Source organism: Bacillus sp. Au-Bac7, assembly GCF_021341655.1.
Taxonomy (GTDB): Bacteria; Bacillota; Bacilli; order Bacillales; family Cytobacillaceae; genus Niallia.
The window spans coordinates 1,388,980-1,414,714 of sequence record NZ_JAJTTG010000001.1; the positions used below are offsets into that span (position 1 = coordinate 1,388,980).

Below are 25,735 nucleotides of genomic sequence, written 5' to 3' on the forward strand. Positions count from 1 at the left end.
TTTATACATATTTCATTATTGTTTGTGCGATATTTTCTACATTTTGAATTTCATTTACATAGTTTGTCGCAATGGCTGCCTTTGGCATTCCAAATACGATGGAAGTTTCCTTTGATTCTGCAATCGACTTAACTTTTCCTTTATTGACAAGCTTGATCAGCCCGTTCGTGCCGTCAGAGCCCATACCAGTCATAATAACAGCTAGCTTATGATAGGTTTCGAGTTCACTTGCCGATTCAAACATGACATCAACACTCGGTCTATGACCATTTACAGGTGCCGATTGGTCTAGATGAACGACAAGGCTATTCCCAGAGGATTTCACTTTTAAGTGATATCCACCAGGTGCAATATACGCGACGCCTTTATGAATAGTCTCTCCATGTTCCGCTTCCTTGACTGTTATCTCTGAAAGAGAATTTAAGCGATTGGCAAGTGACTGGGTAAAACCTGCCGGCATATGCTGAACAATCAAGATTGGCGCATTTATATTTGCAGGAAGTTTTGTAATAACATGCTGCAGTGCTCTTGGCCCGCCTGTTGACGTTCCTAAAACAACAAGTTTATTTGCTGCAGCATTCCAGCTCGGATCTGTCGGTTTAATTGGTTTGACTGGCATTACTTCTTTTGGTTCTATTCTACTATAAGTAGGACGATTGATAATAGAACTTTTTTCCTGCACTTGCGGTGGAAGCAATTTAGAGAGCTTCACTTTGCTTGCTGAAATTACCTTCTCAATTAATTCTTCTTTAACCTTATATAAATCAAGAGATATCGCTCCAGAAGGCTTTGCTATAAAATCGATTGCTCCGATTTGCATCGCCTGAATCGTATTCTCTGCTCCTACCTTTGTCGTGCTCGAAAGCATGATGACAGGGACTGGATTTTCCTTCATGATCTGTTCTAATGCACTGATGCCATCCATAATTGGCATTTCGACATCCATCGTGACCACGTCTGGTTTAAGTTCCTTTATTTTCTTTAATGCATCTTGACCATTTCTGGCAGTGCCTACGACCGACATGCGTGAGTCTTCTGTGAGAAAATCGGAAATAAGCTTACGCATAAACGCCGAATCGTCAACAATCAAGATATTAATTTTTCCCACGGCAACTCCACTACCTTTCAAACAGCAGCCTCTTTAATTTCGCCATAAACGGCCTTTTGTTATCTTGAGGATCTGCAAACTGTTGTTTACAATATCTATCGGCTATTTCTGACAAAGCTTTAGAGGCTTGTGAGTTTTCATTAAAAATAATGAATGGAACTTGTTTCCTTACCGCTCTTGCCACATTCTGATCATCAGGAATCGGCCCAAGATTGATAATATCTCTATCTAAAAATCGGCCCATGACATTTTTAAGCTTTTGGTATGTTTCTTTTCCATCAAGTGTGCTAATTGTTCTGTTTACAACTATATAAAAGGGAATATCATCCTTCTGCAAGTGAATAAATTTCATTGCAGCATACGCATCTGTAATAGATGTAGGCTCAGGTGTCGTTATAACAATAACGTCATCAACAGATAGAATGAACTTAAGGCTGTCTGTGCTTATTCCTGCTCCCATATCAAACAGAATATAATCGTATTGACGCATAAGACTTTCGAATTCCTGAAAAAATCTTTCAAGCTGCCTTTCTTCCATGTCAAGAAAATCAGTTAAGCCTGAACCTCCTGCAATAAAATCAATTCCTCCTGCACCGCTATGGATGATATCAGAAAAGGAGGCGTGATTCTTAAAAAAATCGACAATCGTATATCTCGGCTGTGAACCCATTAAAATGTCCACATTTCCCATTCCAATATCCATGTCTATCAATAAGACAGAATAGCCCTTTCTTTTAAGCGATAAGGAAAAATTTAAGGAAAAATTAGATTTCCCTACTCCGCCCTTTCCGCTGACAACGGCTAATGTCTTTTGCTTCTTATCGCTATGAAACTGTTCGAATCTTTTTCTGAGCATTGCCGCCTGATCTGTCATATTAATCGACCTCAATTATCCTTTTTGCAATTTCGCGGGGATTTGCCGGCATAATATCATCTGGAACGTTTTGTCCTGTAGTCAAATATGCCACACCCTTTTTGTATTTAACCACGAGGTTTATCATGGCTCCATATGTTGATGTTTCATCCATTTTCGTAAAAATAAACTGATCGATATGAATCGAGGAAAATTGCTGATAAATTTCTTCCATATCTGACTGTTTTGCGGTTAGTGACAAAACAAGCAATGTTTCCATGTCTCTATTATAATCGACCACTTCTTTCAAATCTTGAACATATTGTTGGTTGCGGAAATTTCTACCAGCTGTATCCACTAATATGACATCACAGTCTGACAGGCTTTGGGCCGCTTTTTCAAAATCTTCTAAGTTGTAACAAACTTCAATTGGGACATTGAGTATATTGGCATATGTTTTCAGTTGGTCTATTGCAGCGATTCTATATGTATCTGTTGTGATGAACCCGATTTTTTTGTTATGTTTCATCATAAATTCCGCTGCCATTTTGGCTAATGTAGTAGTTTTTCCAACACCAGTAGGACCGATGACATTCACAAATTTTTTCGTAAGCGTTAATCCGCCAAATGTGTATTGATTCATCTCTTCATAAAGGAATTCTTGTGCCCAGCTACGCACCTCTTCATCACTGCTGTTTGCTCCAGCTAAATACCATTTTTCCAACAGCTTTGCTGTCAAACTTGATTGAAGATCACTATCTAGGTCTTGTTTCTTTAAGCGATCGATTACTGACTTTAGCTGTTGCGGCAGCTCCATCTGTAGTGCATTACCGCTTTCTGCCATTCTTTGAATATATTCATTCATTTGGGCAAGCTGTCTTAAGATGTTATCATCTGCAAGAACAGGAGCCTTCACTTTAGGCTCCTCTATTGGACTACGCTCGACTTTTGAAATCAGCTTCGGTGTTGGCTTCGGTTTTTCAACTGGTGCCTTTGCTTCTGCCAATTCAGGGTCTATTGCAGCAAGTACTTCTATATTTCTTTTTTTAAACATTCCTAAAAAACCGCCGGTGTGAATGATTTTCGAATGCAATATCACCGCGTCATTACCTAATTCTGCCCGAATTCGCTTCATCGCTTCAGGCATGCTTGCTGCAACATATTTTTTTATTTTCATTCTACCGTCACCACCCCAACACTTTGAACTTCCACATTTGCTTCTAATTCGTTATAAGACAATATTGGAACCTGCGGGAAATATCTTTCTGTCAGCTGACGCACATACATACGCACAGCAGGTGAACACAAAATAATCGGCACTTGTTCCATAATAGATTGCTGCTCTACTTGTGAGGCAACAGCTTCTAAAATAGCTTGAGATATACTTGGATCCAACGCTAAATAATTTCCGTGCTCTGTCTGCTGAATATTGTCTGCTATCAGCTTCTCTACTTTGCCTGAAAGAGTAATTACCTTCAGTGTATCCACATTGCTTGAATACTGAGTAGTAATCTGACGGGCTAAAGCCTGTCTTACATATTCAGCCAGCAATTCAGTATCACTAGAGATTTTCCCGTAATCAGCCAATGTTTCAAAAATAACGGGCAAGTTGCGGATTGAAACATTTTCTTTTAATAGTTTAGCCAAAACTTTTTGAATATCACCAATTGATAATGGATTTGGTGTAACTTCTTCTACAAGGATTGGATAAGATTCCTTCACATGATCAACAAGCTGCTTTGTTTCTTGACGTCCTAACAGCTCATGAGCATTTGCTTTAATAACTTCTGTAATATGCGTGGAAACAACAGATGGCGGATCAACTACCGTATAGCCGAAAATCTCTGCCTGTTCCTTAACCGTTTCGGTTATCCATTTGGCTGGCAGACCGAATGACGGCTCAACTGTATCAATACCATCAATAGAGTCATCATCCATTCCTGGACTCATTGCTAAGTAATGATCAAGCAGCAGCTCTCCCCTTGCCATTTCATTGCCTTTGATTTTCAGACGGTATTCATTCGGCTGGAGCTGAATATTATCCCTAATGCGCACAACAGGAATAACAAGACCAAGCTCAATTGCCAACTGTCTTCTAATCATTACAACCCGGTCAAGAAGGTCGCCCCCTTGATTGGCATCAGCTAACGGAATTAACCCATAGCCGAATTCGAATTCAATCGGATCTACATTCAATAAGCTGACAACACTTTCTGGACTTTTCAGTTCGTTTGTCTGGACTTCCTCTTCGATTTCCAGCATTTCCTCGAGATCCTGTTTCGGTGCTTTTGATAATGCGTATCCTCCAAAAGCGAGCAATCCAGCAATAGGAATTGTGAGTAGGTCATTAATAGGTGTAATCAAGCCAAGGACAAAAATAGTTCCGCCTGCTACATACAGCATTTTCGGATAAGATAGTAGCTGCTTTGTTAAATCAGAACCTAAGTTGCCGTCAGAAGCTGCTCTTGTTACGACAATCCCTGTTGCAGTTGAAATTAATAAGGCTGGTATTTGGCTGACGATCCCATCCCCGATAGACATGAGCGAGAAGTTTTGCGCTGCATCAGCTATTGGCATATCCAGCTGTGTCATCCCGATGACAATCCCAAAAATTAAGTTGATGAAGACGATGATGATACCGGCAATGGCATCACCTTTAACAAATTTGCTCGCACCATCCATCGAACCGTAGAAATCAGCCTCTCTGCTGACTTTTTCCCTGCGTGTTCTTGCTTCTGACTCGGAAATAAGACCGGCGTTTAAATCGGCATCGATTGCCATTTGCTTACCTGGCATCGCATCAAGAGTAAAACGGGCAGCAACTTCTGATACACGCTCCGACCCTTTTGTGATAACAATAAATTGAATAATAACCAAGATGGCAAAGACGACAAGTCCAACAACCAAGTTTCCGCCGACCACGAAGGTTCCAAACGTATGAACAACTCCGCCAGCTTCCCCAGTGGAAAGGATAGATCTTGTTGTCGATACGTTCAGCCCAAGCCGGAACAGTGTCATTAAAAGCAAGAGCGATGGAAAGATGGAAAACTCCAGCGCTTCGTTCATGTTCATCGTCAATAATAAAATTAATAGTGCTAAAGAAATATTCAGCAAAATCAAGATGCTTAGCAACCATGTAGGGAATGGAATAATGAGCATCGCTATGATTAGTATTACGCTGAATACGACGGTTAAATCTCTACCAGACATATATTTTCGCTCCTAACTAACAACCAAACATCTATATTTAAAGGTCTGACTAAGAATGCTGTTTTTTTGTGCGGTAGACATATGCAAGTATTTCCGCAACTGTTTTAAAAAACTCTTCAGGGACTGTTTCCCCAACATCTACTTGGCTGTACAGTGCTCGTGCTAGAGGCCTGTTTTCCACTGTGATAACCTCATGTTCCTTTGCAATCAGCTTAATTTTCTGAGCCAGAAAATCAACACCTTTAGCAACAACATACGGGGCATCGTATTTATCTTCATCGTATTTTAAACAGATTGCATAATGAGTCGGATTTGTAATAACCACATCGGCATTCGGCACATCCTGCATCATTCGGCGCATTGCCATCTCTCTTTGCCTCTGTTTAATCTTTGATTTGATTAGTGGGTCCCCTTCGATGTTTTTATATTCATCCTTGATGTCCTGCTTTGACATCCGGATGTTTTTTTCATAATCATATTTTTGATATAAATAATCAAAAAGAGCTAAAAATAACAATGCTCCAGAACCGTATAACCCCATTTGAACCGTTAATTTTGCCAAGGTAATTAAGGTAGCCCCGATTGACTTTTGGGAAAGGAGAAGAATTTCCTCCAGCTTGTTCCAAAGAATAGCAAATGTAACAATGCCGATAACAGTAATTTTCAAGATAGATTTAAGCAGTTCGACAATGGATCTTATCGAGAACATTCTTTTTAAGCCTGATAACGGGTTTATTTTTTCGAGCTTAAACTTAATCGGTTCTGTCGTGAAAAGCACGCCAACTTGCAAGTAGTTGGCAATCACACCAGCAACTAATGCAGCTGCCATGATTGGGCTTAAAATTACAGCCGTTTGTATTAGTATCTCAATAAAGACACTTTTAATATTATGTTCTGTCAAATCCATGAGCATAAGATCCTGGAAGGAAAAATTCAGAAGGGAAACTATCCCTTTCATCATCGACCCGCCTACAAAGTTAAGGACAGCAAAGACAGCCAGCAGCACGAGAGCAGTATTTATATCTTGGCTTTTGGCAACCTGACCCTTTTTACGGGTATCCTGCCTTTTTTTCGGTGTGGCCTTTTCTGTTTTTTCACCAGAGAAAAACTGCAAATCCAATCTTAACAGCATGCTACTAACCTCCCATCAAATTCATCATATCCCGCATTGTCGTCAATATCGTCGAAAACAGATTGGAAACAGATGCCATGATAGCACCCATTACAATGATCAGCATAATAAGACCAACCACAATTTTCACCGGCACACCTACAACAAAAATATTTAATTGGGGAACAGTCCTTGCGACTATCCCAAGAGCAACGTCGACTAAAAAGATCGCGCCCACAACTGGGATGGACATTTGGAATGCAATGGCAAACATTAATGCGAGTGTTTTTCCGGCATATTGCATGATGTTTTCATCACCGAAGTTGACCCATGCCTGGTCAAGTGGAATGAATTGATAGCTGTAAAATACACCATCCAAAAGCAAATGATGACCATTAATTGCCAATAAAAAAAAGAGAGCAATAATATTTAAATACTGCCCTGTCAGCGGACTTTGTGTACCGGTTTGCGGATCAACAACATTGGCGATGGCAAATCCCATCTGAAAGTCAATTAATCCCCCGGCAACTTGGACAGCTGAAAATAGCATATATGCTAGAAAACCGATAAACAGTCCGACCATCGCTTCTTTAATAATAAGGAGATAATATGCCCCGTCCACTTCTAATGTTGGGGTTTCCATTCCAAAAAACATCATTAATGAAAGAAAAAATGAAAAACCTACTTTATGACTTGTCGGTATCGTCCGATAAGAAAAGAGAGGGAGCATAAGGAAGAAGGATGTCACCCTTACAACAATCAGCAAAAAAGCCGGGAACTTTGCTAAAAAATCCTCCATAGCTTCACCCTATAAACCTTGTCAGGTTTGAAAAGATGTCACTTGTGTAGGATAAAAGATGGCTTAACATCCAAGCTCCAAAAAAGATAATCCCTAAAAGGACAGCAACAATTTTTGGCACGAATGCAAGCGTCTGTTCTTGGATTTGGGTTGTAGCCTGAAATATACTGATTAACAACCCTACGGCAAGGGCTATAATAAGCAATGGCCCACTAACGACTAAAACCGTAAGGACCCCTTTTTCCGCAATTGATATAACCATTTCTTGTGACATGATGCATCACCCTTCTTAAAAGCTTTCTAATAAAGATTCAACTACCAAATACCAGCCGTCTACCATTACAAACAACAATATTTTAAACGGCAGTGAAATCATAACAGGCGGCAGCATCATCATACCCATAGACATTAAGATACTGGCAACGACCATGTCGATAACCAAAAATGGAATGAATATCATAAAGCCAATTTGAAAGGCTGTTTTCAATTCGCTGATTGCATAAGCCGGAACTAATGTTGTCAGTGGTATATCTTGGATAGATTCTGGTGTTTCCGCTTTCGAATAGTTGAGAAATAAAGCTAAATCCTTCTGTCTTGTATGCTTACTCATATATTCCTTAAAGGGGACTGCTGCATTCTCATATGCTTGTTCGAGACTAATCTCCTCATTAAATAATGGTGTTAAGGCTGTTTTGTTTACCTCTTGGAATGTAGGTGCCATTATGAAGAACGTCATAAACAAGGATAAGCCGATGATAACTTGGTTTGGCGGCATTTGTTGTGTCGCAAGCGCCGTTCTGACAAAGGAAAGAACAATGACGATTCTCGTAAAGCTAGTCATCAATATTAGGATGCTTGGAGCTAAAGAAAGGACAGTCAATAGCAATAACAATTGCACAGAAGTGGAAACATTTTCTGGTGCACTGTCATTAAAAAGCTGCATAAACTCATTCATCTTTTTCTGAACCTCTCTTTTTCAATTCATTCATTATTTCTTTGCGGCCGTTCGATACCTCTTGCAACTGCTTCTTTAAATGACTGGCGAAAGATTGTTGCTGCTGTTTCTGGTTAGGATAATTTTTTATGCCATTCATAACCTTTGTCACAATATCGCTTGGCTGTATAAGCTGGTCCATCTTTTGGTTATAGTCTTTGATGAGGCTTTTATATTCCTCTTCATCGTCTATTTCCTTTATAAGCTGGATGCTTTCGCCGACTCCAACCACGAGCAAGCGTTTGCCGACTTTCACAATTTGTATAGATCGATTGGCACCTAATGTCGTACCGCCCAGATTCTCAATAATTTGTGTGCTTTTAAACACATGATTACGTTTGTTAATAAAGCGGAGCACAACATAAAGCAGTGCAATAACAAAAAGAGTGGCAAAAATCATTCTGACAAAATCCCAAAATGTAAGCCCCACATCGCCAGCTTCTGTTACCGCAGTATCATTAGTTTCTGTCGTTGCTTCTGTCCCGCCGTTATCCGTTTGTTTATTACTTTTATTGTTTTCTTCTGTTTGGTTCTGATTTTTTTCAATTGCATCATAGACACTATTATCAAGTTGTTCTGCATAGGCTTGATGATTAAAGCCTAGCAGAACAATTAAGAGTAGTGAACATTTAATAAATAACTGTTTTGTATTCAAGTATGACACCCTCTAGTATTTGTTTCTAAATTATCCTAATGTTTTGCCGATTGCTTCAAGAACACGATCCGCTTGGAAAGGTTTAACGATGAAGTCTTTCGCTCCAGCTTGGATAGCATCAATAACCATCGCTTGCTGACCCATTGCTGAACACATAATGACTTTCGCATTTGGATTGATTTTTTTGATTTCTTTCAATGCAGTGATACCATCCATCTCTGGCATTGTGATATCCATTGTCACTAAATCTGGCTGTGTTTCTTTATATTTCTCGACAGCTTGTGCACCGTCTGCAGCCTCTCCAACTACCTCATATCCATTTTTAGATAAGATATCTTTAATCATCATTCTCATAAATGCTGCGTCATCTACAATTAGTATTTTCTGTGCCATAACTCTCTACCCCCATAAATATAAATTAGATTATTTTAAATTGTTTAAGCGGTCTGATTGACTTACAATGTCTGTTACACGAACACCAAAGTTTTCGTCAATAACTACAACCTCACCTTGCGCAATAAGCCTGTTATTGACAAGAATGTCAACTGGTTCACCTGCAAGCTTGTCCAGTTCAATAATAGACCCAGAGCTCAGCTCGAGGATTTCCTTAACAGAACGCTTTGTTCTGCCTAGCTCGACTGTAACCTTTAAAGGAATATCTAACAGCATGTTCAAATTCCTTGCTTCACTCTCATTTGGTGTGAAGGTTTCGAAATTAGAGAAAACTGCTGGCTGTACATTTGGCTGAGCTCCGCTGTAGCTTGACCCAAAGTGCTGCGGTGTGCTCTGCTGTCTTTGTGGCTGCGGCGGCGCATAGCTTGGTGCCGGTGCCGAATTCTGTTCTGCATAGCTAGGTTGAACTGGCGGCGCTAAAGCAGGCTCTGGCCGTGGTGCTTCTTGGGCCGGAACTGGCGGTTCAGCAGGCTCTGCAGACGGGTTCAATAGACTATCTACAAGGCTTTTTGCAAAATCAAGCTGCAATAGCTGCATAATATTCGAATCAATCAAGTCTCCGATTTTTAAACGGAAAGAGATTTTGACGAATATATCATGATCTGGAATCGTTTCTGCTCCTTCTCCATCTGACAAATTTAAGATGTCGATAGCAGGCGGCGAAATATCCACCTTTTTACTAAAAATTGTCGACATAGATGTAGCAGCTGAACCCATCATTTGGTTCATTGCTTCTTGAACTGCGCTTAATTGGATTTCATCAAGCATTTCCGGCGGATTAGTGCCGTCACCTCCAAGCATCAAATCCGCAATGACAGCAGCATCTGATTGCTTGATAACCAACAGGTTCATGCCAGAGAAACCTTCTGTATAATTCACACTGATTGCCACATATGGATGTGGGAATTCCTCTGCTAAGTCTTTCTTCAGGACAACCGTCACATTAGGCGTTGTGATGTCCACCTTTTGATTTAAAAGCGTAGAAAGTGCTGTTGCAGAGCTTCCAAAAGAAATATTTCCAATTTCACCTAGTGCATCTTCTTGGATTGAATTTAAGTAATCCTCCACTGCTAATTCTTCCTGCGGTTCAGGATTATCCCCTCTTAATAGAGCATCAATTTCATCTTGTGAAAGCATATCTTTACTCACCATCTTCTTTCCCCCTTTCTAAAGTCCCTAATACTTGTACAGCAACCTTCTTATTCACTTTTCCAGGCTGTCCGATAAATTTAGGTATGTCTCCAACTTTAATAATCAAGGGTTGATCTATCGTTTGATTCATCTCAATAACATCCCCTATATCAAGCATCAGGAAGTCTTGGATAGAAATATCCGATGTTCCAAGTTCAGCAACGACAGGAACAATCGATTTTTGAATGTTATTTTGCAACGCTTGAGCCACTTCAGGCACAGGTGCTTTCTTTTCTGTCTGCATCCAATAGTGTCCAGACAGCTTCGGTATTATTGGCTCTAACACAACATGCGGGATACAGATATTTATCATTCCGCTTGTATCACCGATTGTTGTATTTAGAGATATAACGACAACTGTTTCGTTTGGAGAAACCATTTGCAAAAACTGCGGGTTCACTTCAAACTCTGACAGCGTCGGTTCAATTTCCACAATATCCTCTAATGCTTCTCTTAAGTAATCGAAGGCCTGCTCGAATGTATTCGACATAATCTTCGACTCAATCTCCGTCAAGTTTTCTACTTTATTGACGCTTGTTCCTTTACCGCCCATCATGCGGTCCATCATTGCATAAGCAATATTCGGGTTCACTTCCATCAAGATTCTTCCATCAAGCGGTGTGACTTCAAACACATTCAGAATCGTCATTTTCGGTATAGACCGGATAAATTCTTCATAAGGAATCTGATCTGCTGAAGTAACCGAAATCTGCACTAATGTTCTGAGCTGAGCAGAAAAATATGTCGTCAAAAGTCTTGCGAAGTTTTCGTGGATTCTAGTCAAACTTCTGATTTGATCTTTAGAAAAACGGAGAGCTCTTCTAAAATCATAAGCCTTAACCTTTTTCTCTTGCTGTTCTTTCTTTAATTCGTCTGCGTCCATCTCACCTGATGACAACGCAGACAATAATGCATCAATTTCATTTTGGGATAAAATATCTCCTGACAAAAACCTTCACCTCAAATCTCATCATTCATCCCATTATTATTGGAGAAGAGAATTTGTTATATATACTTGCACTACTTTACCTTCTTGCATTAACTCATTAATCTTTTCTTTCAAATCATTTTCCAACTTAACTTGACCTTCTTTACCTTGCATATCTTTCGGTGTTTTTTCAGAAAGCTCTTGAATGATAATATTCTGAACTTGGAAAATTCGTTTTTCTAGTTCTTCTGCCGCTTTTTTACTATCTGTTTGCACTTTAAAGGATATGCGGATGAAGTTATCGGTTGCTAAATTGGTTGTTAATTCAGGAATATCAATAGAAGCTTCCACTACTTCATCAATCGTAGGTTCTTTCTCCTCTTTCTCTCCTGAAAATTTCCAAATATACACAAATGCTCCTGCTCCAACAAGAGCAATTGTCAGTATTAAAACTAACATAATAACAAGGACTTTATTGTTCTTCATCGTCTCTCTCTCCCAAGTTCGGTAATCCAAAAAGGTTAACAGATTGATAAAAAGCTCTCATTAACTTAGCAACTTCTTCTTCTTTTTCTTTCACAACATACTTTCTCCCATTCGCCAATGTAATGGTTGTATCTGGGAAGGATTCTATTGTTTCTATAAATAATGCATTAAGCTTGAAAGTCTTTCCGTTTAATCGAGTAACATTTATCACTGTTATTTACAGGAGAGGGGGATTTCTACTTATCTGCCTCTCCTGCTCCTCCTTTTATTATCGTTTTAAGTTAACTAATTCTTGCAGGATTTCATCAGAAGTAGTGATGATTTTTGTATTAGATTGGAACCCTCTTTGGGCAACAATCATATCTGTAAATTCTTCAGATAAATCAACGTTGGACATTTCTAAATAACCGCTGTTAATTGTTCCAGCTCCATTTTCATTTGCAAAAGTCAATGTAGCTTCACCAGAGTTACCGGATACTTGGTAAGTGTTGCCACCGGCTTTATCCAAACCTTCTGGGTTAGAGAACTTCGCAAGCTGAATTTGACCTGCATCTTGTGTTTCACCATTTTCATCCACATATGTGATGCTACCGTCTGTTCCGATACTGAAGGATTGTGCTGATTCAGGAATCGTGCCTGCTCCAGCTAATTTCAATCCGCTTGATGTTACAATGTTTCTGTCTGCATCAAAGTAGAAGTTACCGGATCTTGTATAGAAGTTAGAGCCTGCAGCATCTTGTACCACGAAATATCCATCACCGGAAATCGCTAAATCAAGCGTTCTCCCAGTTGTTTGCATACTTCCTTGTGTATGAATAGTGTCAATGGAAGCAACTTGAGAACCTAGACCAACTTGCTTAGAATTGATACCGCCTGCAGTTGCTGTTGGAGCTGTTGCACCTGCAGATGTTTGGCTGATAAGATCACTGAAAGTTGTTCTCCCTTTTTTAAAGCCATAAGTATTAACGTTAGAAATATTGTTTCCAATAACATCAAGCTTAGTTTGGAAGTTTTTCATACCGCTGATTCCTGAATATAGTGAACGTAACATTTAATTTTCCCCTTTCTAGTAAAAAGCTGCTTCTATCTATCCACAGCTAGGCCTCCATTACAGTCCAGCCTGACTCCCTAATGATTTTTTTTTTATTCATTCATAATTATTGTGCCATTTATATTTGTAAATATTTGCTCAGTTGCTTCTTTACGATTCATTGCCGTAATCACTGTATTATTTTTTGCGCTGACGATTAATGCTGCATCATTAAGCAAAACGAGTGATTCCTTGACTCCCATTTTTTTTGCTTGTTTCACTTTCTGTTCAATCTGCTTCCACTGTTCCTCATCTATCACGATTCCTCGCTGTTCGAGACGTTGTGATGCATGCTTGCTGATTGACAGTTTATCGAGTGAGAGCATTGATGTTTGTAAATGTGATGAAAAAGAAGCATTGCTGCTGTTTGATTTAATTGTCTTTATGCCACTATTGATTACGGCCTGTGATTTTAAAGAAGGATAAATAGGTCTATCCATCTAATCACTTCCTATTCAATTTTCGTAATTTGTCCTGCAGTTATCTGGCTTTGTTTGTCATCATCCAATATAAGCTGGATTTGGCCATTTTTTAATGATACTGACTTAACGACACTGCTAATTTCTTCGTTGTCTGCATTCATGTAGGAAACTGTTTTGCCGATTAGCTGGCTTGCTGTTACTAAATTATTGTCAGCAGATTCACTGTGTACAGTCGAAATGTTTCCAGGGTTGACAACAGTGCCATCCTCAAGCGTAAATTCAACATCTGTTCCTTTATAAGCAATAGATGCAACCTTGCCATTTCCAGATGTAATGGATTGTTCACCATTTTCACCTGTTTCCACTTTCGTCCATGAAACTTCCTTGCCGACAAACTGTCCGTAGGAAATCAAGTTCGATTGTGTTTGCAAGGAGATGAAATTACTCATTGTTGTGTTCATATTTGTCATTTGCTCCAAGCTTGAAAATGTAGCCATTTGAGCGATAAAATCTTTATCTTCCATCGGGTTTGTCGGGTCCTGGTTTTGCAATTGCGTAATAAGAATCTTTAAAAAGTCATCTTTGCCCAGACTTGTGCTACCCGTATTACTTGTTTGATTCTGATAGTTTGATAAATAAAGGGAAGAATCATCGATTTTAGTTGCCAATTAGTAAATCCCCTTTCCTTACAATCCTGCTTGCAGAAGTTCATCCATGAAGCTTGTTTCCTCTTGCTCCTTGTCTGTTGCTTTATTCCCTTCTTTGTCTGCAGGCTGCTGCTGTTTGTTTTCCTGCTGGCTTTGCTGATCCTTTGTTTCTTTGTCCTGTGCTTGTTGAACAAAGGAAACTTCAATCTTGTCAACATTAAGATTTTGTGAGCTCAGCCCATGCTTTAAGCTGTTCATATGAGCATCTAATGCTTCTTTTGCTTGTGCTGTGGTTGTCATTATCTTCGCAACTATATTCCCATCATTTTGCAGTATCTCAATTCTTAATGACCCAAGATTTTCAGGGGCTAGTCTTAATATCAGCTTTTGACTGTTGCCGACTTTCGTAAACGAACTGCTCTTTAAAATATTTTCAAGCTGCTCTTCGAGTTCGTTTCCAGTAACCGGGCTGCCTGAGCCTTGAATTAACGTTAATGCTCCTGGCTTTCCGAAAGAAGCTGTATTTTGAAGCTGTCCTGCAATTGCTGGCATCTTCCATTCTGTTTTGCTTGATGTGTCTGTTTCTTTTGGTTCAGCAGCTGACTCTTGTGTCACTGCCGCAGCTGTTGTTGCTTCTGCCTTCTTTAGTGTTCCAACAAGCAATGGGTTCAGCACCTTATTAGGCAATGCTGGAGCATTATCTTGCTTTTTAGCTAATGTTTCGACTTTTTGAATAATAGCATCTATCAAAGTTTTTACTGCAGTTTGCCCATCTTTTTCTGTACCTGCTTTGCTGCTTGGAGTCCCAGACATGTCATCAGTGGCCTCTTTCTGCAAAATAGCTGCAGCTTCTGCTGCTTGGGAAGCTGTTGGTGATTGACCACCTGCTGCTTGCATTAAGCTTGTGAACAGTTTAGCTAAGCTTTGAATCATATCTGCAACCTGATTGTTCAAGGAAAGATCAGGATTTTGGCCAGCAACCTGCTGAATTGCCTTTAATTGGTTGATCATTTCTGGAAGGTCAGTATTTGTAAACATGCCGTTTGAAATGTTTGCAATGTCCAGCCCTTTCAACAAATCCATCAATTGGTTGATCACTAGATCGTAAGCTGTTTCTAAAGAATCGGATACATCCTTTCCTTCTTCTCCATTAGCAGCAAGAAGCTGCTGAATCGCAGTTAAGCTTTCTGCGAGTTGCTCTTGATCTACCGGTTCTTCTGTTAAAATATCTGTTAAGCCTTGTAAACTCGCGCTTTTCTCTTGCTCTGGCGCTGCTGTTTCTTGCGGAGCTTTCCCTTTTAACATCCCGCTGATCATTGATGTAAATTTATTTTTATCTGCCGCCTTAAAGGAAAGCTGACTTGATGTATTTCCTGTTGCATTTATCCCCACACTATTAAGCAGCATCTTGTCACCTCCTTTCAGAACATTTCTATAAATGGATTTAATACTGTTTTAAGTGCTGCTATTATCTGTGGCAGTTTCACCTGCAGAATCAGTTGCTGCTAACAGTTCTGTATATTTGCTCGCTACAGAAGGTTCCATTTTCTCTAATATCGACGCAAGTTTAGCAGGTTTAAGGGATGCCAATATTTTCAATCCCTCATTCTCAGACATTTCTGAGATAATGGCCGCCGAATTTTTTGCTGACATTGTTTCATATGTCTTTACAATATCATCGAAGGCTTTTTGTGTTTTTTCTTGTGTATTTTTGAGTTCATCGAGCTGATTCTGGAGCTTGATTTTGTCAACTTTCAAAGCCTTGCTTTCCTCTTCACTCACTTTTAGCTGTGATTCTAGTGTTTCTATATTTGTTTGCTGCTCTTTAAGCTGACTTTCTAAATCTGCGATATTCTGTTTATTGTCTTCAATAATCTGATCTGTTGATGCTTTCTCAGAACTTAGGAATGGAATCTGATTCATTAATTCTTTTCCTTTTGTGACAACATCCGCACCGGAATATACCATTAAGATTAATCCGACGACAACAGCAAACATTATTGGTATAACAACAACCAGCAGAAAACGCTGAAAAAAGTTAAATGATTTCTTTTTATCATCGATTAAGTTATCCATTAGCTACCTAACCTTCCTGGCTGCATATATTGCTGGATGGAGATGTCATCCATCTGCTTTGCCTCTAGTACCTTTTCTGTATGGATAAATTGTAGTAAATCTTTCTCTTTGATTTTGACGAACTTCTTCACTTCCAGGTTTTTATCAATCAACTTCTGCTGATAAAAATTCATGGAGTTCCGTGCGTTAACAACCATTTGCTGACTATGCTCAATCATCTTAGCTAAGTTGTTGATAAAATGCTGATGATGCCTGATTGACTGAACAGAAAGTCCGCTAACAAGCTCGTTCGATTGGTATTCTTCCAATTCTTCCTTGCGCTTCAAGAGCTCATACAGCTTCTCGGCCGCTTCCTCAAAGCGCTTGACAGCTTGGTTGTAGTCCGCGCTCGCCTCATCCTTTTCTCTTTCTTTAATTGTCATGATTTTTTCAAACTTAAACTTATAGCTCATCGGTTATCCCCTACTCCAGATAATGATATTAATGCCTGAACACTTTCTTCTAGGGAGATTTTTTCATCTGTCGATTGCTTGATGTACGATAAAATATCAGGATATAAGCGGATTGCTGTATCGATTTCCAAGGAGGAACCTTTTTTGTATGCCCCGATATTAATTAAATCTTCAGAGTTGATATAGGTGCTCAGTAAATCTCTTAATTTTTCTGCTGCACGCACATGAGCTTTAGGAACAATATGGTTCATGACCCTGCTCACACTTTTCAAAACGTTAACTGCCGGATATTGGCCCTTATTGGCCAGATCCCTGTCTAATACATAGTGACCGTCCAATATCCCCCGAACAGTGTCGGCTATTGGCTCATTCATGTCATCCCCATCAACTAGGACCGTGTAGAAGGCCGTGATGCTGCCATGCTCATTTGTACCTGTTCTTTCTAAAAGCTTCGGCAAGATGGCGAAAACAGATGGAGTATATCCTTTTGTTGTCGGCGGCTCACCGATTGCAAGCCCCACTTCCCTTTGTGCCATCGCAACCCTTGTTACAGAGTCCATCATCAACATTACATTCAAGCCTTTATCACGGAAGTACTCGGCAATTGCTGTTGCAGTATAAGCTCCTTTAATCCGCATTAATGCTGGCTGATCACTTGTTGCAACAACAACGATGGATCGCTTTAAACCTTCTGGACCTAAATCTCTTTCAATGAATTCCCTTACCTCTCTGCCCCGCTCTCCGATGAGGGCGATGACGTTAAGATCCGCTTTCGTGTTTCTGGCAATCATACCGAGCAATGTACTTTTTCCGACACCACTACCTGCGAAAATACCAAGGCGCTGTCCTGTCCCGACAGTAAGAAGACCATCAATCAGTCTAACTCCCACTTCCATTGATTCAGATATAGGCGGACGTTTTAACGGGTTTGGCGGATCTTGGTCAATCGGCACACTTTTTAAGCCTTTTGGAAGGGAAGATCCATCAAGCGGCATACCTAGTGCATCGACGACTGTACCAATCATGCCGGCACCAGCCTTGATTTCTAGAGGATCAGATGTTCCTTCTACAAGGCAGCCTGGCGAAATATCATTCACAGTCGTATATGGCATCAGGATAATCCCGTCTTCCTTAAAGCCTACAACCTCTGCTTTAATGACTCGTTTCTTCTTTGTTCCTATATATATATTGCATACATCACCGATGGAGCTTTCAGGACCTTGCGACTCTATCATAAGACCAACCACTTTTTTCACTCTGCCATAACGTTTATACGGATCGATGGTATCAATCGATGATAGAAGTTCTGCCGCTTTCATCCTCATTCACTCTCCAATAGGTCTAGTAGTTTCTGCTTAATCATTAACAGCTGTGTATCCACACTCGCTTCAATTCTTCCGTTAGCCGTCTCAATAATACAGCCATTTTCTGCTGCTGCTTCATCAGGAAAGATGAACAAGCTTGGCTTAATTGGGAACAGCGCTAATAATTCATCCTTCTCTGACAGAAGATATTGATAATGTAATGGATTAACATGAAGCTGAATTTCCTTTTGATCTCTTGTTTCTTTTAAAACCTTTTTGACTAGCTGTAAGAAATGTTCTTTATTTTCTGAAATGCTTGTCTGAACGATTTTTTCGGCAACCTTCATACCAAGCTCTAAAATTTCCGTTTCTGCACTATTAATATAATTCTCATAGTCCAGCTTGCTAGCTTCAATGATGCTTTTGGCTTGTTCAAGATACTCTGCATACTCTGTGTATCCAGCATTTTGACCCTCGTTGATACCTATTTGGTATCCCTCGCGATGTGCTTCTTCCATCAAAGTGTTTTTTTCTGTTTGCCAGTTATCCTTTTCTTGCTGCAGCAGCTCTCTTGCAGCTGCTGCTTCGCTTTTTGCCTCTTCAAGAATTGCTGCAGCCTCGCGCTTTGCTTGATCAACAATTCGTTTATATTCTTCATCTGATTGAATATCTGCAGTTTGAAAGCTATTCACGTATTTTATGGAGATGATTTTTTCATTTGCCTGTTCTGCATTTGCCAAACTTGATTTAATAAGCCTAGACAATAATATCATCTCCTCCGCCGCGTGCTACGACAATCTCACCAGAGTCTTCTAAACGTCTAATAATAGCAACAATTCTTGATTGAGCTTCTTCGACGTCTTTCAAGCGGACAGGTCCCATGAATTCCATTTCGTCTTTGAAGGACTCGACCATTCTTGCTGACATGTTGCTGAATACAATTTCTTTTACCTCGTCGCCAGAAACCTTTAGTGACAGCATGAGGTCTTCGTTTTCACACTCACGGATAATACGCTGAATTGCACGGTTATCCAATGTAACAATATCCTCGAATACAAACATTCTTTTCTTAATCTCTTCTGCCAGTTCAGGATCTTGTATTTCAAGCGCATCTAAAATTGTTCTTTCTGTTGAACGATCGACACCGTTAAGAACTTCAACAACTGCTTCAATGCCGCCTGTTTGTGTGTAATCCTGCGTAACAGTGCTAGATAATTTCCGCTCTAAGATTTGCTCTACTTCATTGATAATTTCCGGCGAAGTGCTATCCATAACCGCAATCCTTTTTGCGATATCTGCCTGCATTTCTTGAGGCAGTTCAGACAATATTTGTCCAGCCTGAGTAGGATCTAAATAGGATAGAATCAATGAAATTGTCTGTGGATGCTCATTTTGGATAAAGTTCAGGATTTGACTCGGATCTGCTTTTCTTGCAAAATCGAATGGTCTGACTTGCAGTGAAGAAGTCAATCGATTCAAGATAACAGATGCCTGGTCTGATCCTAGCGCTTTTTCCAAGACCGTTTTTGCATAGCCAATACCGCCCTGGGCAATATAATCTTGCGCCAATGCTATGTTATGAAACTCTTCTAGTACCTCTTCCTTTGAAGTGTTCTCTACTTTCTTCACACCAGAAATCTCTAAGGAGAGTTTTTCTATCTCTTCTTCACTCAAATGCTTATAAACAGAAGCTGCTACATCTGGTCCTAAAGATATAAGCAGAACAGCAGCTTTTTGTTTTCCCGTAAGTTCCGTAGCTTCTTTTCTGGCCATCGTTGTCCTCCTAGCCTTATTCCTCTGTTATCCATGTGCGAAGGAGTTTCGCAAAGTCTTCCGGCTTTTCTTTCGCCATTTTCTCTAATTGCTTTCTGCGAAGCGTTCCTTCTGATTCCACTTCTTCGTTTACATCAGGTATTGAGACAGGAGAAATAATTTCTTCTTCCGGCTCTGCTGCTTTCTTCTTGCGTGCTCTAATAACTAAGAAGATTAATAGTCCAATTACTGCTAGCAATACTCCACCAACTGCATATACCCACCAAGGGATTCCAGCAGATACTGTTTCAGTCGTAGTTGCTTTGCCGTTAAATTGCTGAACAGATACAGCGATTTTATTTTGTAAATCTTCATCAGTAAGATCGCCAGCTGCCGTCTTATCAATAGATGTTCTTACAATCGTGCCTAGCATATTTGTGATGTCATCAATGCTTTCTTGCGGCAGTGATGTCGGATCATCTGCTGTTGGCGGCTCAACCATTACTTGAATACCAAGATCACGGATTTTATAAGGGCTTTCTGAGATTTGCTTTTTAATTCTATTAACCTCGTAATTTATCGTGTCATCGACTTTTTCATAGTCGCCATCACCAGAAGTTGTTGTTTCTGTGTTAGTAGTTGTTGTATCTGTCTCTTCTTCAGCAGCAGGTGTTCCTTGTGCCGCTGCATTTTCTCCCGTGTATGTTTCCGAGATTTTTTGTGCACTTACAGCAATACCTTGCATATTTTCTTCATCAACTGGTGTAACTAGGTTTTCTTCTCTGTTTTCTTGGGTAAAGTCTATATCAGCAGTTACTGAAACCATGACTTTATTTTGTCCCATTAATGTTCCAAGCATTTGCTGTACTTGTCTTTGAATATCCTTTTCAACTTGCTTCTTCACATTGTTTTGAGCAGTGAATGTATCACCTGCTGTATTAGTTGTAGAATTTAGGTCAAAATACTCAAAGTTTTGGTTTGTTATGACGATATTTTCTGTAGGAAGGTTTGGTACACTTTTAGAGACGAGTGTATATAATCCTTTTATTTGACTCTCTGAGAAGTTATAGCCTGCTTTTGTGTTCAGTACAATGGAGGCTGAAGCGTCTCCTGTTTCATCTGATACAAACACACCTTCACTTGGCAATGTAATGACTACATTCGCATCATTGATACCGTCAATCCCCTTGATCAAGTTCGCGATTTCTGTTTGCATTGCATCTAACTTCATGACATTAAACTCATTATCTGTCATTCCAAAGCTTGCATTTTCACTAAAGAACGAATAGTCAATATTTCCTGAGTTTGGAATCCCTTCAGCTGCCAACTCAACTTTCAGCGTGTCAACAACCTCTTCTGGAACACTTATCGTTTTTCCGCCATCAGAAATTTCCGACTTAATTCCTCTGCCATCAAGGTTTTCTTTAATCGCACCTGTTTCGGACGGAGACAGATTGCTGTATAAAGGAACTAAATTTACTCTTGTTAAAAAGAAAACCGCAATACATATCACAAGAAGAAGCAAAAGAACACTGCTTATTAACATTGTCTTTTGCTTTTTCGAACGGTTTGTCCAATATTCTTTTAAAGGATTAAAAAACTTATTCATATTCTCTTTCATTTCTACCCCCGGTTACCGTTATTTTATATGTTAATAACCGCCCCTAATTCCCTAACCTAAATAGACATTCTCATCATCTCTTGGTATGCTTCAACTGCTTTATTTCTAAATTCCATTGTTGCCTGCATCATAATGCTTGCTTTTTGAGAAGTAATCATCACTTGCGATAAGTCGACGTCTTCCCCTTTGGCTAGCTTGTTAGTTAAAGCGTCTGATTCGTTCTGTGCTTTATTTACTTCATTAAGTGAGTCCTTTAAGAAAGAAGCAAAATTCTTTTGAACTTCTGAACCTGTTGCTTTCGCCGTTGTTGCAGAAGAATTATTTAAAGGAAATGCGGATGACACTGCTGGAAAATTTACTGTTGCCATTTAGAATACCTCTACTTTCCAATCTCTAATGTTTTCATAAGCATGCTTTTCGATGCGTTCAATACAGTGACATTCGCCTCATACGATCTCGTTGTACTCATCAAATCAACCATTTCCCTTAACGGGTCTACATTAGGCATTTGTACATAGCCATCTTCGTTCGCATCTGGGTTTTCTGGGTCATACACTAGTTCAAAAGGTGTTTCTGTATCTTCCTCAATCGCACTAACTTTCACACCATTACCTGTTCCATCATTACTTCCTTGTGCTGCACTTAAATGTGATGCAAAGGAATTCCCTTCTTGTGCTTGTAATACGACTGATTTTCTTCTGTACGGCTCCCACTCGCCATTAACTAGCTTTCCTCTTGTCGTTTCTGCATTCGCCATATTGGAGGAAATGACGTCCATCCGCAAGCGGTTTGCACTTAATGCTGTTGCAGTTGTATTCATGCTGTGGAATATCGACATCTTATCTTCCTCCTTTTATGACAGTTGATAGGGAATTGAACTTGCCGCTAATTCTTTCAACAAGTGCATTGTAATAAATCTGGTTTTCTGCCAGTTCACTCATCTCTTTTTCGACATCAACACTGTTACCATTGTTATTGTAAGTAACGTTTTTATCTGTAGTAACATTCACAGAACCAGTTGAGCCTTCGAAATCAAAATGCCTGCTGTCAGTCTTATTTGCATTCATTGCTGTTGACAATGTATTTTTGAAGGATACTTCCTTCGCTTTATAGTTAGGCGTATCGACGTTAGCTATATTTTGCGATATAACCTTCTGTTTTGTATTAGAGTAATTTAACGCACTCTCAAGTGTTGAAATAGTATTTGAAAAAAGTTTCATCACACACCTCTTACATCTATAATTATCGTTTTGTAGAATTTTGCAGTTTAATGACGAATTTTTCACGCGATGTCTATAATTGTAATAAATGAAAAATAATATGTCTATCGGTAGAACCGCAATTTTAATGATTCTATAGTCCTATTTTAGTTAACTTTATGATAAAATCGGTCAATTTTCTAATTAAAAAGGTATATTTTTGTTTTTTATAACCAGCATTTACTTAACAATTAAACGACTAAGTTCATAGTATCAATGAACTATCGGTGAAAAAATATTGTTGTCTATGTAACGAATATAATCGACAGAGATTGTAATGTAAATGAAATTTTATGGAAAAATGTCGAATCATGTAGTTCGAAAATCGCAGATTATCAACATTCTGTTAGAAAAGAATATTATTTCCCACTAATTTCCTGTTAAAAAACAATGTTTTAGAGCAAAAAAAAGAATCTTTTCCAACAAGGAAAAGATTCTTTTTCTATATTAGTTTGCTTTCAATTTTTCTAATTCTAATAAGAACTTATCGTTCAATACTTTAATGTAAGTACCTTTCATACCAAGTGAACGAGATTCAATAACACCAGCACTTTCAAGTTTGCGCAATGCGTTAACGATTACTGATCTTGTTATACCGACTCTGTCTGCAATTTTAGATGCAACTAGAAGTCCTTCATTTCCGTTCAACTCTTCAAAGATATGCTCAATTGCTTCAAGCTCACTGTAAGACAACGAACTGATTGCCATTTGAACAACTGCTTTACTTCTAGCTTCCTCTTCAATTTCTTCTGCTTTTTCACGCAGAATTTCCATTCCAACAACTGTCGCACCATATTCAGCCAAAATAAGGTCATCATCATGGAATTGCTCTTGCAGTCTTGCAAGAATTAACGTACCAAGTCTTTCTCCACCGCCAATGATTGGAACGATAGTTGTCAACCCTTTGCTGAATAGCTCTTTGTTTTCGATTGGGAATGCAGTGTATTCACTTTCCACATCAAGGTTGCTTGAAGTTACTTGAATATTGAAGAGATTATTTGTGTACTCTTCTGGGAACTGACGGTCTTCCAGCATTTTAATCATACGGTCATTTTCGATTTGCTGGTTGATTGCAAAACCTAACAGCTTCCCTCTTCTGCTTACTACAAATATGTTTGCCTCAATTACTTCGCTCAATGTCTCAGACATTTCCTTGAAGTTAACTGGTTTTCCAGCAGCTCTTTGCAGCATCGCATTAATTTTTCTCGTTTTTGACAATAAATCCATTTTCTTTTTCCTCCTATTAACTAAAACCGAAACTATCATTTATTCTTTATCTAATGGCAAGAGCATTTATTTGCTCTAATCATTGTAGGAGTATTTTATTAACAATCTAACACTGACTTAAAGTTAAAGAATAAATTGACTTAAATCTTTATTTCTTGAAATTGCACCTAGTTTTTCTTCTACATATTGCGGTGTAATGGTAATTTTGTCCATTGTTATATCAGGTGCTTCAAACGATAAATCCTCGAGTAATTTCTCAAGAATTGTATGAAGCCTTCTAGCACCAATATTATCTGTGTTCTGATTCACTTCAAAAGCCACTTCAGCTATCTTACGTATAGCATCGTCAGAAAATTCAATTTCTATACCTTCAGTTTGCAGTAATGCTTGATATTGCTTAATCAATGCATTATCCGGCTCGACTAAGATGCGATAGAAATCGTCCACTGTCAGCTTGCCAAGCTCCACACGAATTGGGAAACGACCTTGAAGCTCAGGGATCAAATCTGAAGGCTTGGAGATATGGAAAGCTCCAGCAGCAATGAATAATATATGGTCTGTTTTTACAGAACCATATTTCGTCACAATTGTAGAACCTTCTACTACGGGAAGAATATCACGCTGAACTCCTTCTCTTGAAACATCAGCGGAAGAACCACCGCTGCTTTTGCTGGCAATTTTGTCGATTTCATCAATAAAGATGATACCCATTTGTTCAGCTCTTACGACTGCCTCTTGTGTAACTTCATCCATATCGATCAGCTTTTGGGCTTCTTCATTCGTCAAGACAACCCTTGCTTCACGTACAGTCAATTTGCGTTTTTTCTTTTTCTTCGGCATGAAACTGCTTAATGCATCTTGCATATTCATCCCCATCTGCTCCATGCCTGAGCCCTGCAGCATATCAAACATCGATGGCTGCTGTTCTTCGACTTCCACTGTAATCACTTCGTTCTCAAGCTCGCCAAGTGCTAATTTTTCTTTAAGCACTTTTCTTTTTTCATAGCGGCTTGATTCCTCCACAGTCGGCTCCTCTGCTTGAGGTTCTGTGTTTCCGCCGCCGAAAAGCATTTCAAGTGGATTACTGTAATTTTTTTGCTTTTTAGCCGAAGCAGGCATCATCAGATCAACTAGTCGATTATTAGCTGCTGCTTCTGCTCTTTCTTTTACCTGAGCCATCTTTTCTTCTCTTACGATTCGCACAGATGTTTCAACCAAGTCTCTTACCATTGATTCAACATCTCTGCCGACATAACCGACCTCTGTGAATTTAGTAGCTTCCACTTTAACAAATGGAGCGCTGACTATTTTCGCTATACGCCTTGCTATCTCCGTTTTACCTACACCAGTAGGTCCCATCATAAGGATGTTCTTCGGACTGATTTCGTCACGCAGCTTCTCATCAAGCAAACCGCGGCGAAAACGGTTTCTTAACGCAATCGCAACAGCTTTTTTGGCATCCTTTTGCCCAACAATATATTGATCAAGACGTTCTACAATTTGACGAGGTGTTAAGCTTGTGTTCTTATTCATCAAGTAATCCTCTCCTTATAATTCTTCTACAATAATATTATTGTTCGTATATACACAAATATCGCCAGCGATTTCAAGAGCTGCTTTTGCTATTTCGTATGCAGAAAGATGTTCACCTGAGTATTGTTTAAGCGCTCTTCCCGCTGACAGAGCATAGTTACCGCCTGATCCAATCGCCAAAATTCCATCATCCGGCTCAATTACTTCCCCTGTGCCAGATACAAGCAGCAAATCAGTTTCGTTCATAATGATCAGCATTGCTTCAAGCTTGCGTAAAACCTTATCGCTTCTCCAAAGCTTTGCAAGTTCTACAGCTGCTCTTTGCAGATTCCCATTATACTCTTCCAATTTTCCTTCGAATAGCTCAAATAAGGTAAAGGCATCGGCAACAGAGCCTGCAAAACCTGCGATTACTTTTCCATTAAAAAGTTTTCTTACCTTCTTGGCAGTATGTTTCATCACGACAGCATTGCCGAAAGTGACTTGGCCGTCACCTGACATGGCGCATTTCCCTTTATGTTGAACAGCAAAAATAGTAGTTGCGTGAAACTGTGGCAGTCCAGA

Annotated in this window: 30 protein-coding genes; all 30 read right to left on the reverse strand. The window is 39.4% G+C overall.

Going from position 1 to position 25,735, the window contains the following annotated elements:
• Nucleotide 1 precedes the first annotated feature (1 nt).
• Entirely contained in the window at nucleotides 2-1,108 is a 1,107-nt protein-coding gene (locus LXM54_RS07245) for a protein-glutamate methylesterase/protein-glutamine glutaminase (protein WP_282581429.1), read from the reverse strand.
• Between the two features lie 10 nt (nucleotides 1,109-1,118).
• Nucleotides 1,119-1,982, reverse strand: a complete 864-nt coding sequence (locus tag LXM54_RS07250) for a MinD/ParA family protein (protein ID WP_233314381.1) — start codon at nucleotides 1,980-1,982, stop codon at nucleotides 1,119-1,121.
• Nucleotide 1,983: 1 nt separating this feature from the next.
• Nucleotides 1,984-3,138: a flagellar biosynthesis protein FlhF gene (gene flhF / locus LXM54_RS07255; protein ID WP_233314382.1), complete on the reverse strand. Its 1,155-nt coding sequence runs from the start codon at nucleotides 3,136-3,138 to the stop codon at nucleotides 1,984-1,986.
• The gene (gene flhA, locus LXM54_RS07260; protein ID WP_233314383.1) at nucleotides 3,135-5,171 is read right to left on the reverse strand and encodes a flagellar biosynthesis protein FlhA; all 2,037 of its coding nucleotides are present in this window, start codon (nucleotides 5,169-5,171) and stop codon (nucleotides 3,135-3,137) included. The genes flhF and flhA overlap by 4 nt, the downstream gene beginning before the upstream one ends.
• Nucleotides 5,172-5,220: 49 nt before the next feature.
• Nucleotides 5,221-6,303 carry a flagellar biosynthesis protein FlhB gene (flhB, locus tag LXM54_RS07265; protein ID WP_233314384.1) on the reverse strand — a complete coding sequence of 361 codons (1,083 nt, stop codon included), beginning with the start codon at nucleotides 6,301-6,303 and terminating at the stop codon, nucleotides 5,221-5,223.
• A 4-nt stretch (nucleotides 6,304-6,307) separates the two neighbouring features.
• A complete protein-coding gene (gene fliR, locus LXM54_RS07270) occupies nucleotides 6,308-7,081 on the reverse strand; it encodes a flagellar biosynthetic protein FliR (protein ID WP_233314385.1) in 774 nt (257 codons plus the stop codon).
• 4 nt (nucleotides 7,082-7,085) lie between these two features.
• Nucleotides 7,086-7,355, reverse strand: coding sequence for a flagellar biosynthesis protein FliQ (gene fliQ / locus LXM54_RS07275; protein ID WP_233314386.1), 270 nt, complete (start codon nucleotides 7,353-7,355; stop codon nucleotides 7,086-7,088).
• 15 nt (nucleotides 7,356-7,370) lie between these two features.
• Nucleotides 7,371-8,036: a flagellar type III secretion system pore protein FliP gene (gene fliP, locus LXM54_RS07280; protein WP_233314387.1), complete on the reverse strand. Its 666-nt coding sequence runs from the start codon at nucleotides 8,034-8,036 to the stop codon at nucleotides 7,371-7,373.
• Nucleotides 8,029-8,730: a flagellar biosynthetic protein FliO gene (locus LXM54_RS07285; protein WP_233314388.1), complete on the reverse strand. Its 702-nt coding sequence runs from the start codon at nucleotides 8,728-8,730 to the stop codon at nucleotides 8,029-8,031. The genes fliP and LXM54_RS07285 overlap by 8 nt, the downstream gene beginning before the upstream one ends.
• 30 nt (nucleotides 8,731-8,760) lie before the next feature.
• Nucleotides 8,761-9,123 (reverse strand): response regulator, encoded by a 363-nt coding sequence (locus tag LXM54_RS07290; RefSeq protein ID WP_233314389.1) that lies wholly within the window; start codon nucleotides 9,121-9,123, stop codon nucleotides 8,761-8,763.
• 30 nt (nucleotides 9,124-9,153) lie between these two features.
• Nucleotides 9,154-10,335 carry a flagellar motor switch phosphatase FliY gene (fliY, locus tag LXM54_RS07295; RefSeq protein ID WP_233314390.1) on the reverse strand — a complete coding sequence of 394 codons (1,182 nt, stop codon included), beginning with the start codon at nucleotides 10,333-10,335 and terminating at the stop codon, nucleotides 9,154-9,156.
• Nucleotides 10,325-11,323, reverse strand: a complete 999-nt coding sequence (fliM, locus tag LXM54_RS07300; protein ID WP_233314391.1) for a flagellar motor switch protein FliM — start codon at nucleotides 11,321-11,323, stop codon at nucleotides 10,325-10,327. Before fliM ends, fliY begins: the two co-directional genes overlap by 11 nt.
• Before the next feature lie 36 nt (nucleotides 11,324-11,359).
• Nucleotides 11,360-11,788, reverse strand: coding sequence for a flagellar basal body-associated protein FliL (fliL, locus tag LXM54_RS07305; protein ID WP_233314392.1), 429 nt, complete (start codon nucleotides 11,786-11,788; stop codon nucleotides 11,360-11,362).
• Nucleotides 11,775-11,999 carry a flagellar FlbD family protein gene (locus LXM54_RS07310; protein ID WP_233314393.1) on the reverse strand — a complete coding sequence of 75 codons (225 nt, stop codon included), beginning with the start codon at nucleotides 11,997-11,999 and terminating at the stop codon, nucleotides 11,775-11,777. The genes fliL and LXM54_RS07310 overlap by 14 nt, the downstream gene beginning before the upstream one ends.
• A gap of 57 nt (nucleotides 12,000-12,056) precedes the next feature.
• Nucleotides 12,057-12,839 carry a flagellar basal body rod protein FlgG gene (gene flgG / locus LXM54_RS07315; RefSeq protein ID WP_233314394.1) on the reverse strand — a complete coding sequence of 261 codons (783 nt, stop codon included), beginning with the start codon at nucleotides 12,837-12,839 and terminating at the stop codon, nucleotides 12,057-12,059.
• A gap of 92 nt (nucleotides 12,840-12,931) precedes the next feature.
• Entirely contained in the window at nucleotides 12,932-13,318 is a 387-nt protein-coding gene (locus tag LXM54_RS07320; protein ID WP_233314395.1) for a TIGR02530 family flagellar biosynthesis protein, read from the reverse strand.
• Nucleotides 13,319-13,329: 11 nt separating this feature from the next.
• On the reverse strand, nucleotides 13,330-13,968 hold the full coding sequence (flgD, locus tag LXM54_RS07325) for a flagellar hook assembly protein FlgD (protein WP_233314396.1): 639 nt from the start codon (nucleotides 13,966-13,968) through the stop codon (nucleotides 13,330-13,332).
• Between the two features lie 18 nt (nucleotides 13,969-13,986).
• Complete coding sequence (locus tag LXM54_RS07330; RefSeq protein ID WP_233314397.1) at nucleotides 13,987-15,354, reverse strand: flagellar hook-length control protein FliK; 1,368 nt, start codon at nucleotides 15,352-15,354, stop codon at nucleotides 13,987-13,989.
• Between the two features lie 48 nt (nucleotides 15,355-15,402).
• On the reverse strand, nucleotides 15,403-16,023 hold the full coding sequence (locus LXM54_RS07335; RefSeq protein ID WP_233314398.1) for a MotE family protein: 621 nt from the start codon (nucleotides 16,021-16,023) through the stop codon (nucleotides 15,403-15,405).
• Nucleotides 16,023-16,475, reverse strand: a complete 453-nt coding sequence (gene fliJ / locus LXM54_RS07340; protein WP_233314399.1) for a flagellar export protein FliJ — start codon at nucleotides 16,473-16,475, stop codon at nucleotides 16,023-16,025. The genes LXM54_RS07335 and fliJ overlap by 1 nt, the downstream gene beginning before the upstream one ends.
• Nucleotides 16,472-17,794 carry a flagellar protein export ATPase FliI gene (gene fliI / locus LXM54_RS07345; protein ID WP_233314784.1) on the reverse strand — a complete coding sequence of 441 codons (1,323 nt, stop codon included), beginning with the start codon at nucleotides 17,792-17,794 and terminating at the stop codon, nucleotides 16,472-16,474. The genes fliJ and fliI overlap by 4 nt, the downstream gene beginning before the upstream one ends.
• A 2-nt stretch (nucleotides 17,795-17,796) precedes the next feature.
• The gene (gene fliH / locus LXM54_RS07350) at nucleotides 17,797-18,543 is read right to left on the reverse strand and encodes a flagellar assembly protein FliH (protein ID WP_233314400.1); all 747 of its coding nucleotides are present in this window, start codon (nucleotides 18,541-18,543) and stop codon (nucleotides 17,797-17,799) included.
• On the reverse strand, nucleotides 18,536-19,552 hold the full coding sequence (gene fliG, locus LXM54_RS07355) for a flagellar motor switch protein FliG (protein ID WP_233314401.1): 1,017 nt from the start codon (nucleotides 19,550-19,552) through the stop codon (nucleotides 18,536-18,538). The genes fliH and fliG overlap by 8 nt, the downstream gene beginning before the upstream one ends.
• Before the next feature lie 16 nt (nucleotides 19,553-19,568).
• Nucleotides 19,569-21,152, reverse strand: coding sequence for a flagellar basal-body MS-ring/collar protein FliF (gene fliF / locus LXM54_RS07360; protein WP_233314402.1), 1,584 nt, complete (start codon nucleotides 21,150-21,152; stop codon nucleotides 19,569-19,571).
• Nucleotides 21,153-21,208: 56 nt separating this feature from the next.
• Complete coding sequence (fliE, locus tag LXM54_RS07365) at nucleotides 21,209-21,520, reverse strand: flagellar hook-basal body complex protein FliE (protein WP_233314403.1); 312 nt, start codon at nucleotides 21,518-21,520, stop codon at nucleotides 21,209-21,211.
• Between the two features lie 11 nt (nucleotides 21,521-21,531).
• Nucleotides 21,532-21,990 carry a flagellar basal body rod protein FlgC gene (gene flgC, locus LXM54_RS07370; protein ID WP_233314404.1) on the reverse strand — a complete coding sequence of 153 codons (459 nt, stop codon included), beginning with the start codon at nucleotides 21,988-21,990 and terminating at the stop codon, nucleotides 21,532-21,534.
• Nucleotide 21,991: 1 nt separating this feature from the next.
• Nucleotides 21,992-22,372, reverse strand: a complete 381-nt coding sequence (gene flgB / locus LXM54_RS07375) for a flagellar basal body rod protein FlgB (protein ID WP_233314405.1) — start codon at nucleotides 22,370-22,372, stop codon at nucleotides 21,992-21,994.
• A 486-nt stretch (nucleotides 22,373-22,858) separates the two neighbouring features.
• A complete protein-coding gene (gene codY, locus LXM54_RS07380) occupies nucleotides 22,859-23,638 on the reverse strand; it encodes a GTP-sensing pleiotropic transcriptional regulator CodY (RefSeq protein ID WP_233314406.1) in 780 nt (259 codons plus the stop codon).
• A 123-nt stretch (nucleotides 23,639-23,761) separates the two neighbouring features.
• Entirely contained in the window at nucleotides 23,762-25,171 is a 1,410-nt protein-coding gene (gene hslU / locus LXM54_RS07385) for an HslU--HslV peptidase ATPase subunit (RefSeq protein ID WP_233314785.1), read from the reverse strand.
• A gap of 15 nt (nucleotides 25,172-25,186) precedes the next feature.
• Nucleotides 25,187-25,729 carry an ATP-dependent protease subunit HslV gene (gene hslV, locus LXM54_RS07390; RefSeq protein ID WP_233314786.1) on the reverse strand — a complete coding sequence of 181 codons (543 nt, stop codon included), beginning with the start codon at nucleotides 25,727-25,729 and terminating at the stop codon, nucleotides 25,187-25,189.
• Nucleotides 25,730-25,735: the final 6 nt, after the last annotated feature.

Coding starts and splice junctions, on each gene's coding strand:
- LXM54_RS07320 (WP_233314395.1), bottom strand. CDS start 13,318: ATGGATAGACCTATTTATCCTTCTTTAAAATCACAGGCCGTAATCAAT.
- flgG (WP_233314394.1), bottom strand. CDS start 12,839: ATGTTACGTTCACTATATTCAGGAATCAGCGGTATGAAAAACTTCCAA.
- flgC (WP_233314404.1), bottom strand. CDS start 21,990: ATGTCGATATTCCACAGCATGAATACAACTGCAACAGCATTAAGTGCA.
- fliI (WP_233314784.1), bottom strand. CDS start 17,794: ATGAAAGCGGCAGAACTTCTATCATCGATTGATACCATCGATCCGTAT.
- flgB (WP_233314405.1), bottom strand. CDS start 22,372: ATGAAACTTTTTTCAAATACTATTTCAACACTTGAGAGTGCGTTAAAT.
- fliF (WP_233314402.1), bottom strand. CDS start 21,152: ATGAAAGAGAATATGAATAAGTTTTTTAATCCTTTAAAAGAATATTGG.
- flhF (WP_233314382.1), bottom strand. CDS start 3,138: ATGAAAATAAAAAAATATGTTGCAGCAAGCATGCCTGAAGCGATGAAG.
- LXM54_RS07330 (WP_233314397.1), bottom strand. CDS start 15,354: ATGCTGCTTAATAGTGTGGGGATAAATGCAACAGGAAATACATCAAGT.
- fliL (WP_233314392.1), bottom strand. CDS start 11,788: ATGAAGAACAATAAAGTCCTTGTTATTATGTTAGTTTTAATACTGACA.
- LXM54_RS07335 (WP_233314398.1), bottom strand. CDS start 16,023: ATGGATAACTTAATCGATGATAAAAAGAAATCATTTAACTTTTTTCAG.
- codY (WP_233314406.1), bottom strand. CDS start 23,638: ATGGATTTATTGTCAAAAACGAGAAAAATTAATGCGATGCTGCAAAGA.
- flhB (WP_233314384.1), bottom strand. CDS start 6,303: ATGCTGTTAAGATTGGATTTGCAGTTTTTCTCTGGTGAAAAAACAGAA.
- LXM54_RS07290 (WP_233314389.1), bottom strand. CDS start 9,123: ATGGCACAGAAAATACTAATTGTAGATGACGCAGCATTTATGAGAATG.
- flhA (WP_233314383.1), bottom strand. CDS start 5,171: ATGTCTGGTAGAGATTTAACCGTCGTATTCAGCGTAATACTAATCATA.
- LXM54_RS07250 (WP_233314381.1), bottom strand. CDS start 1,982: ATGACAGATCAGGCGGCAATGCTCAGAAAAAGATTCGAACAGTTTCAT.
- fliP (WP_233314387.1), bottom strand. CDS start 8,036: ATGAATGAGTTTATGCAGCTTTTTAATGACAGTGCACCAGAAAATGTT.
- fliR (WP_233314385.1), bottom strand. CDS start 7,081: ATGGAGGATTTTTTAGCAAAGTTCCCGGCTTTTTTGCTGATTGTTGTA.
- hslU (WP_233314785.1), bottom strand. CDS start 25,171: ATGAATAAGAACACAAGCTTAACACCTCGTCAAATTGTAGAACGTCTT.
- fliG (WP_233314401.1), bottom strand. CDS start 19,552: ATGGCCAGAAAAGAAGCTACGGAACTTACGGGAAAACAAAAAGCTGCT.
- fliY (WP_233314390.1), bottom strand. CDS start 10,335: ATGGTGAGTAAAGATATGCTTTCACAAGATGAAATTGATGCTCTATTA.
- fliJ (WP_233314399.1), bottom strand. CDS start 16,475: ATGAGCTATAAGTTTAAGTTTGAAAAAATCATGACAATTAAAGAAAGA.
- fliE (WP_233314403.1), bottom strand. CDS start 21,520: ATGGCAACAGTAAATTTTCCAGCAGTGTCATCCGCATTTCCTTTAAAT.
- fliQ (WP_233314386.1), bottom strand. CDS start 7,355: ATGTCACAAGAAATGGTTATATCAATTGCGGAAAAAGGGGTCCTTACG.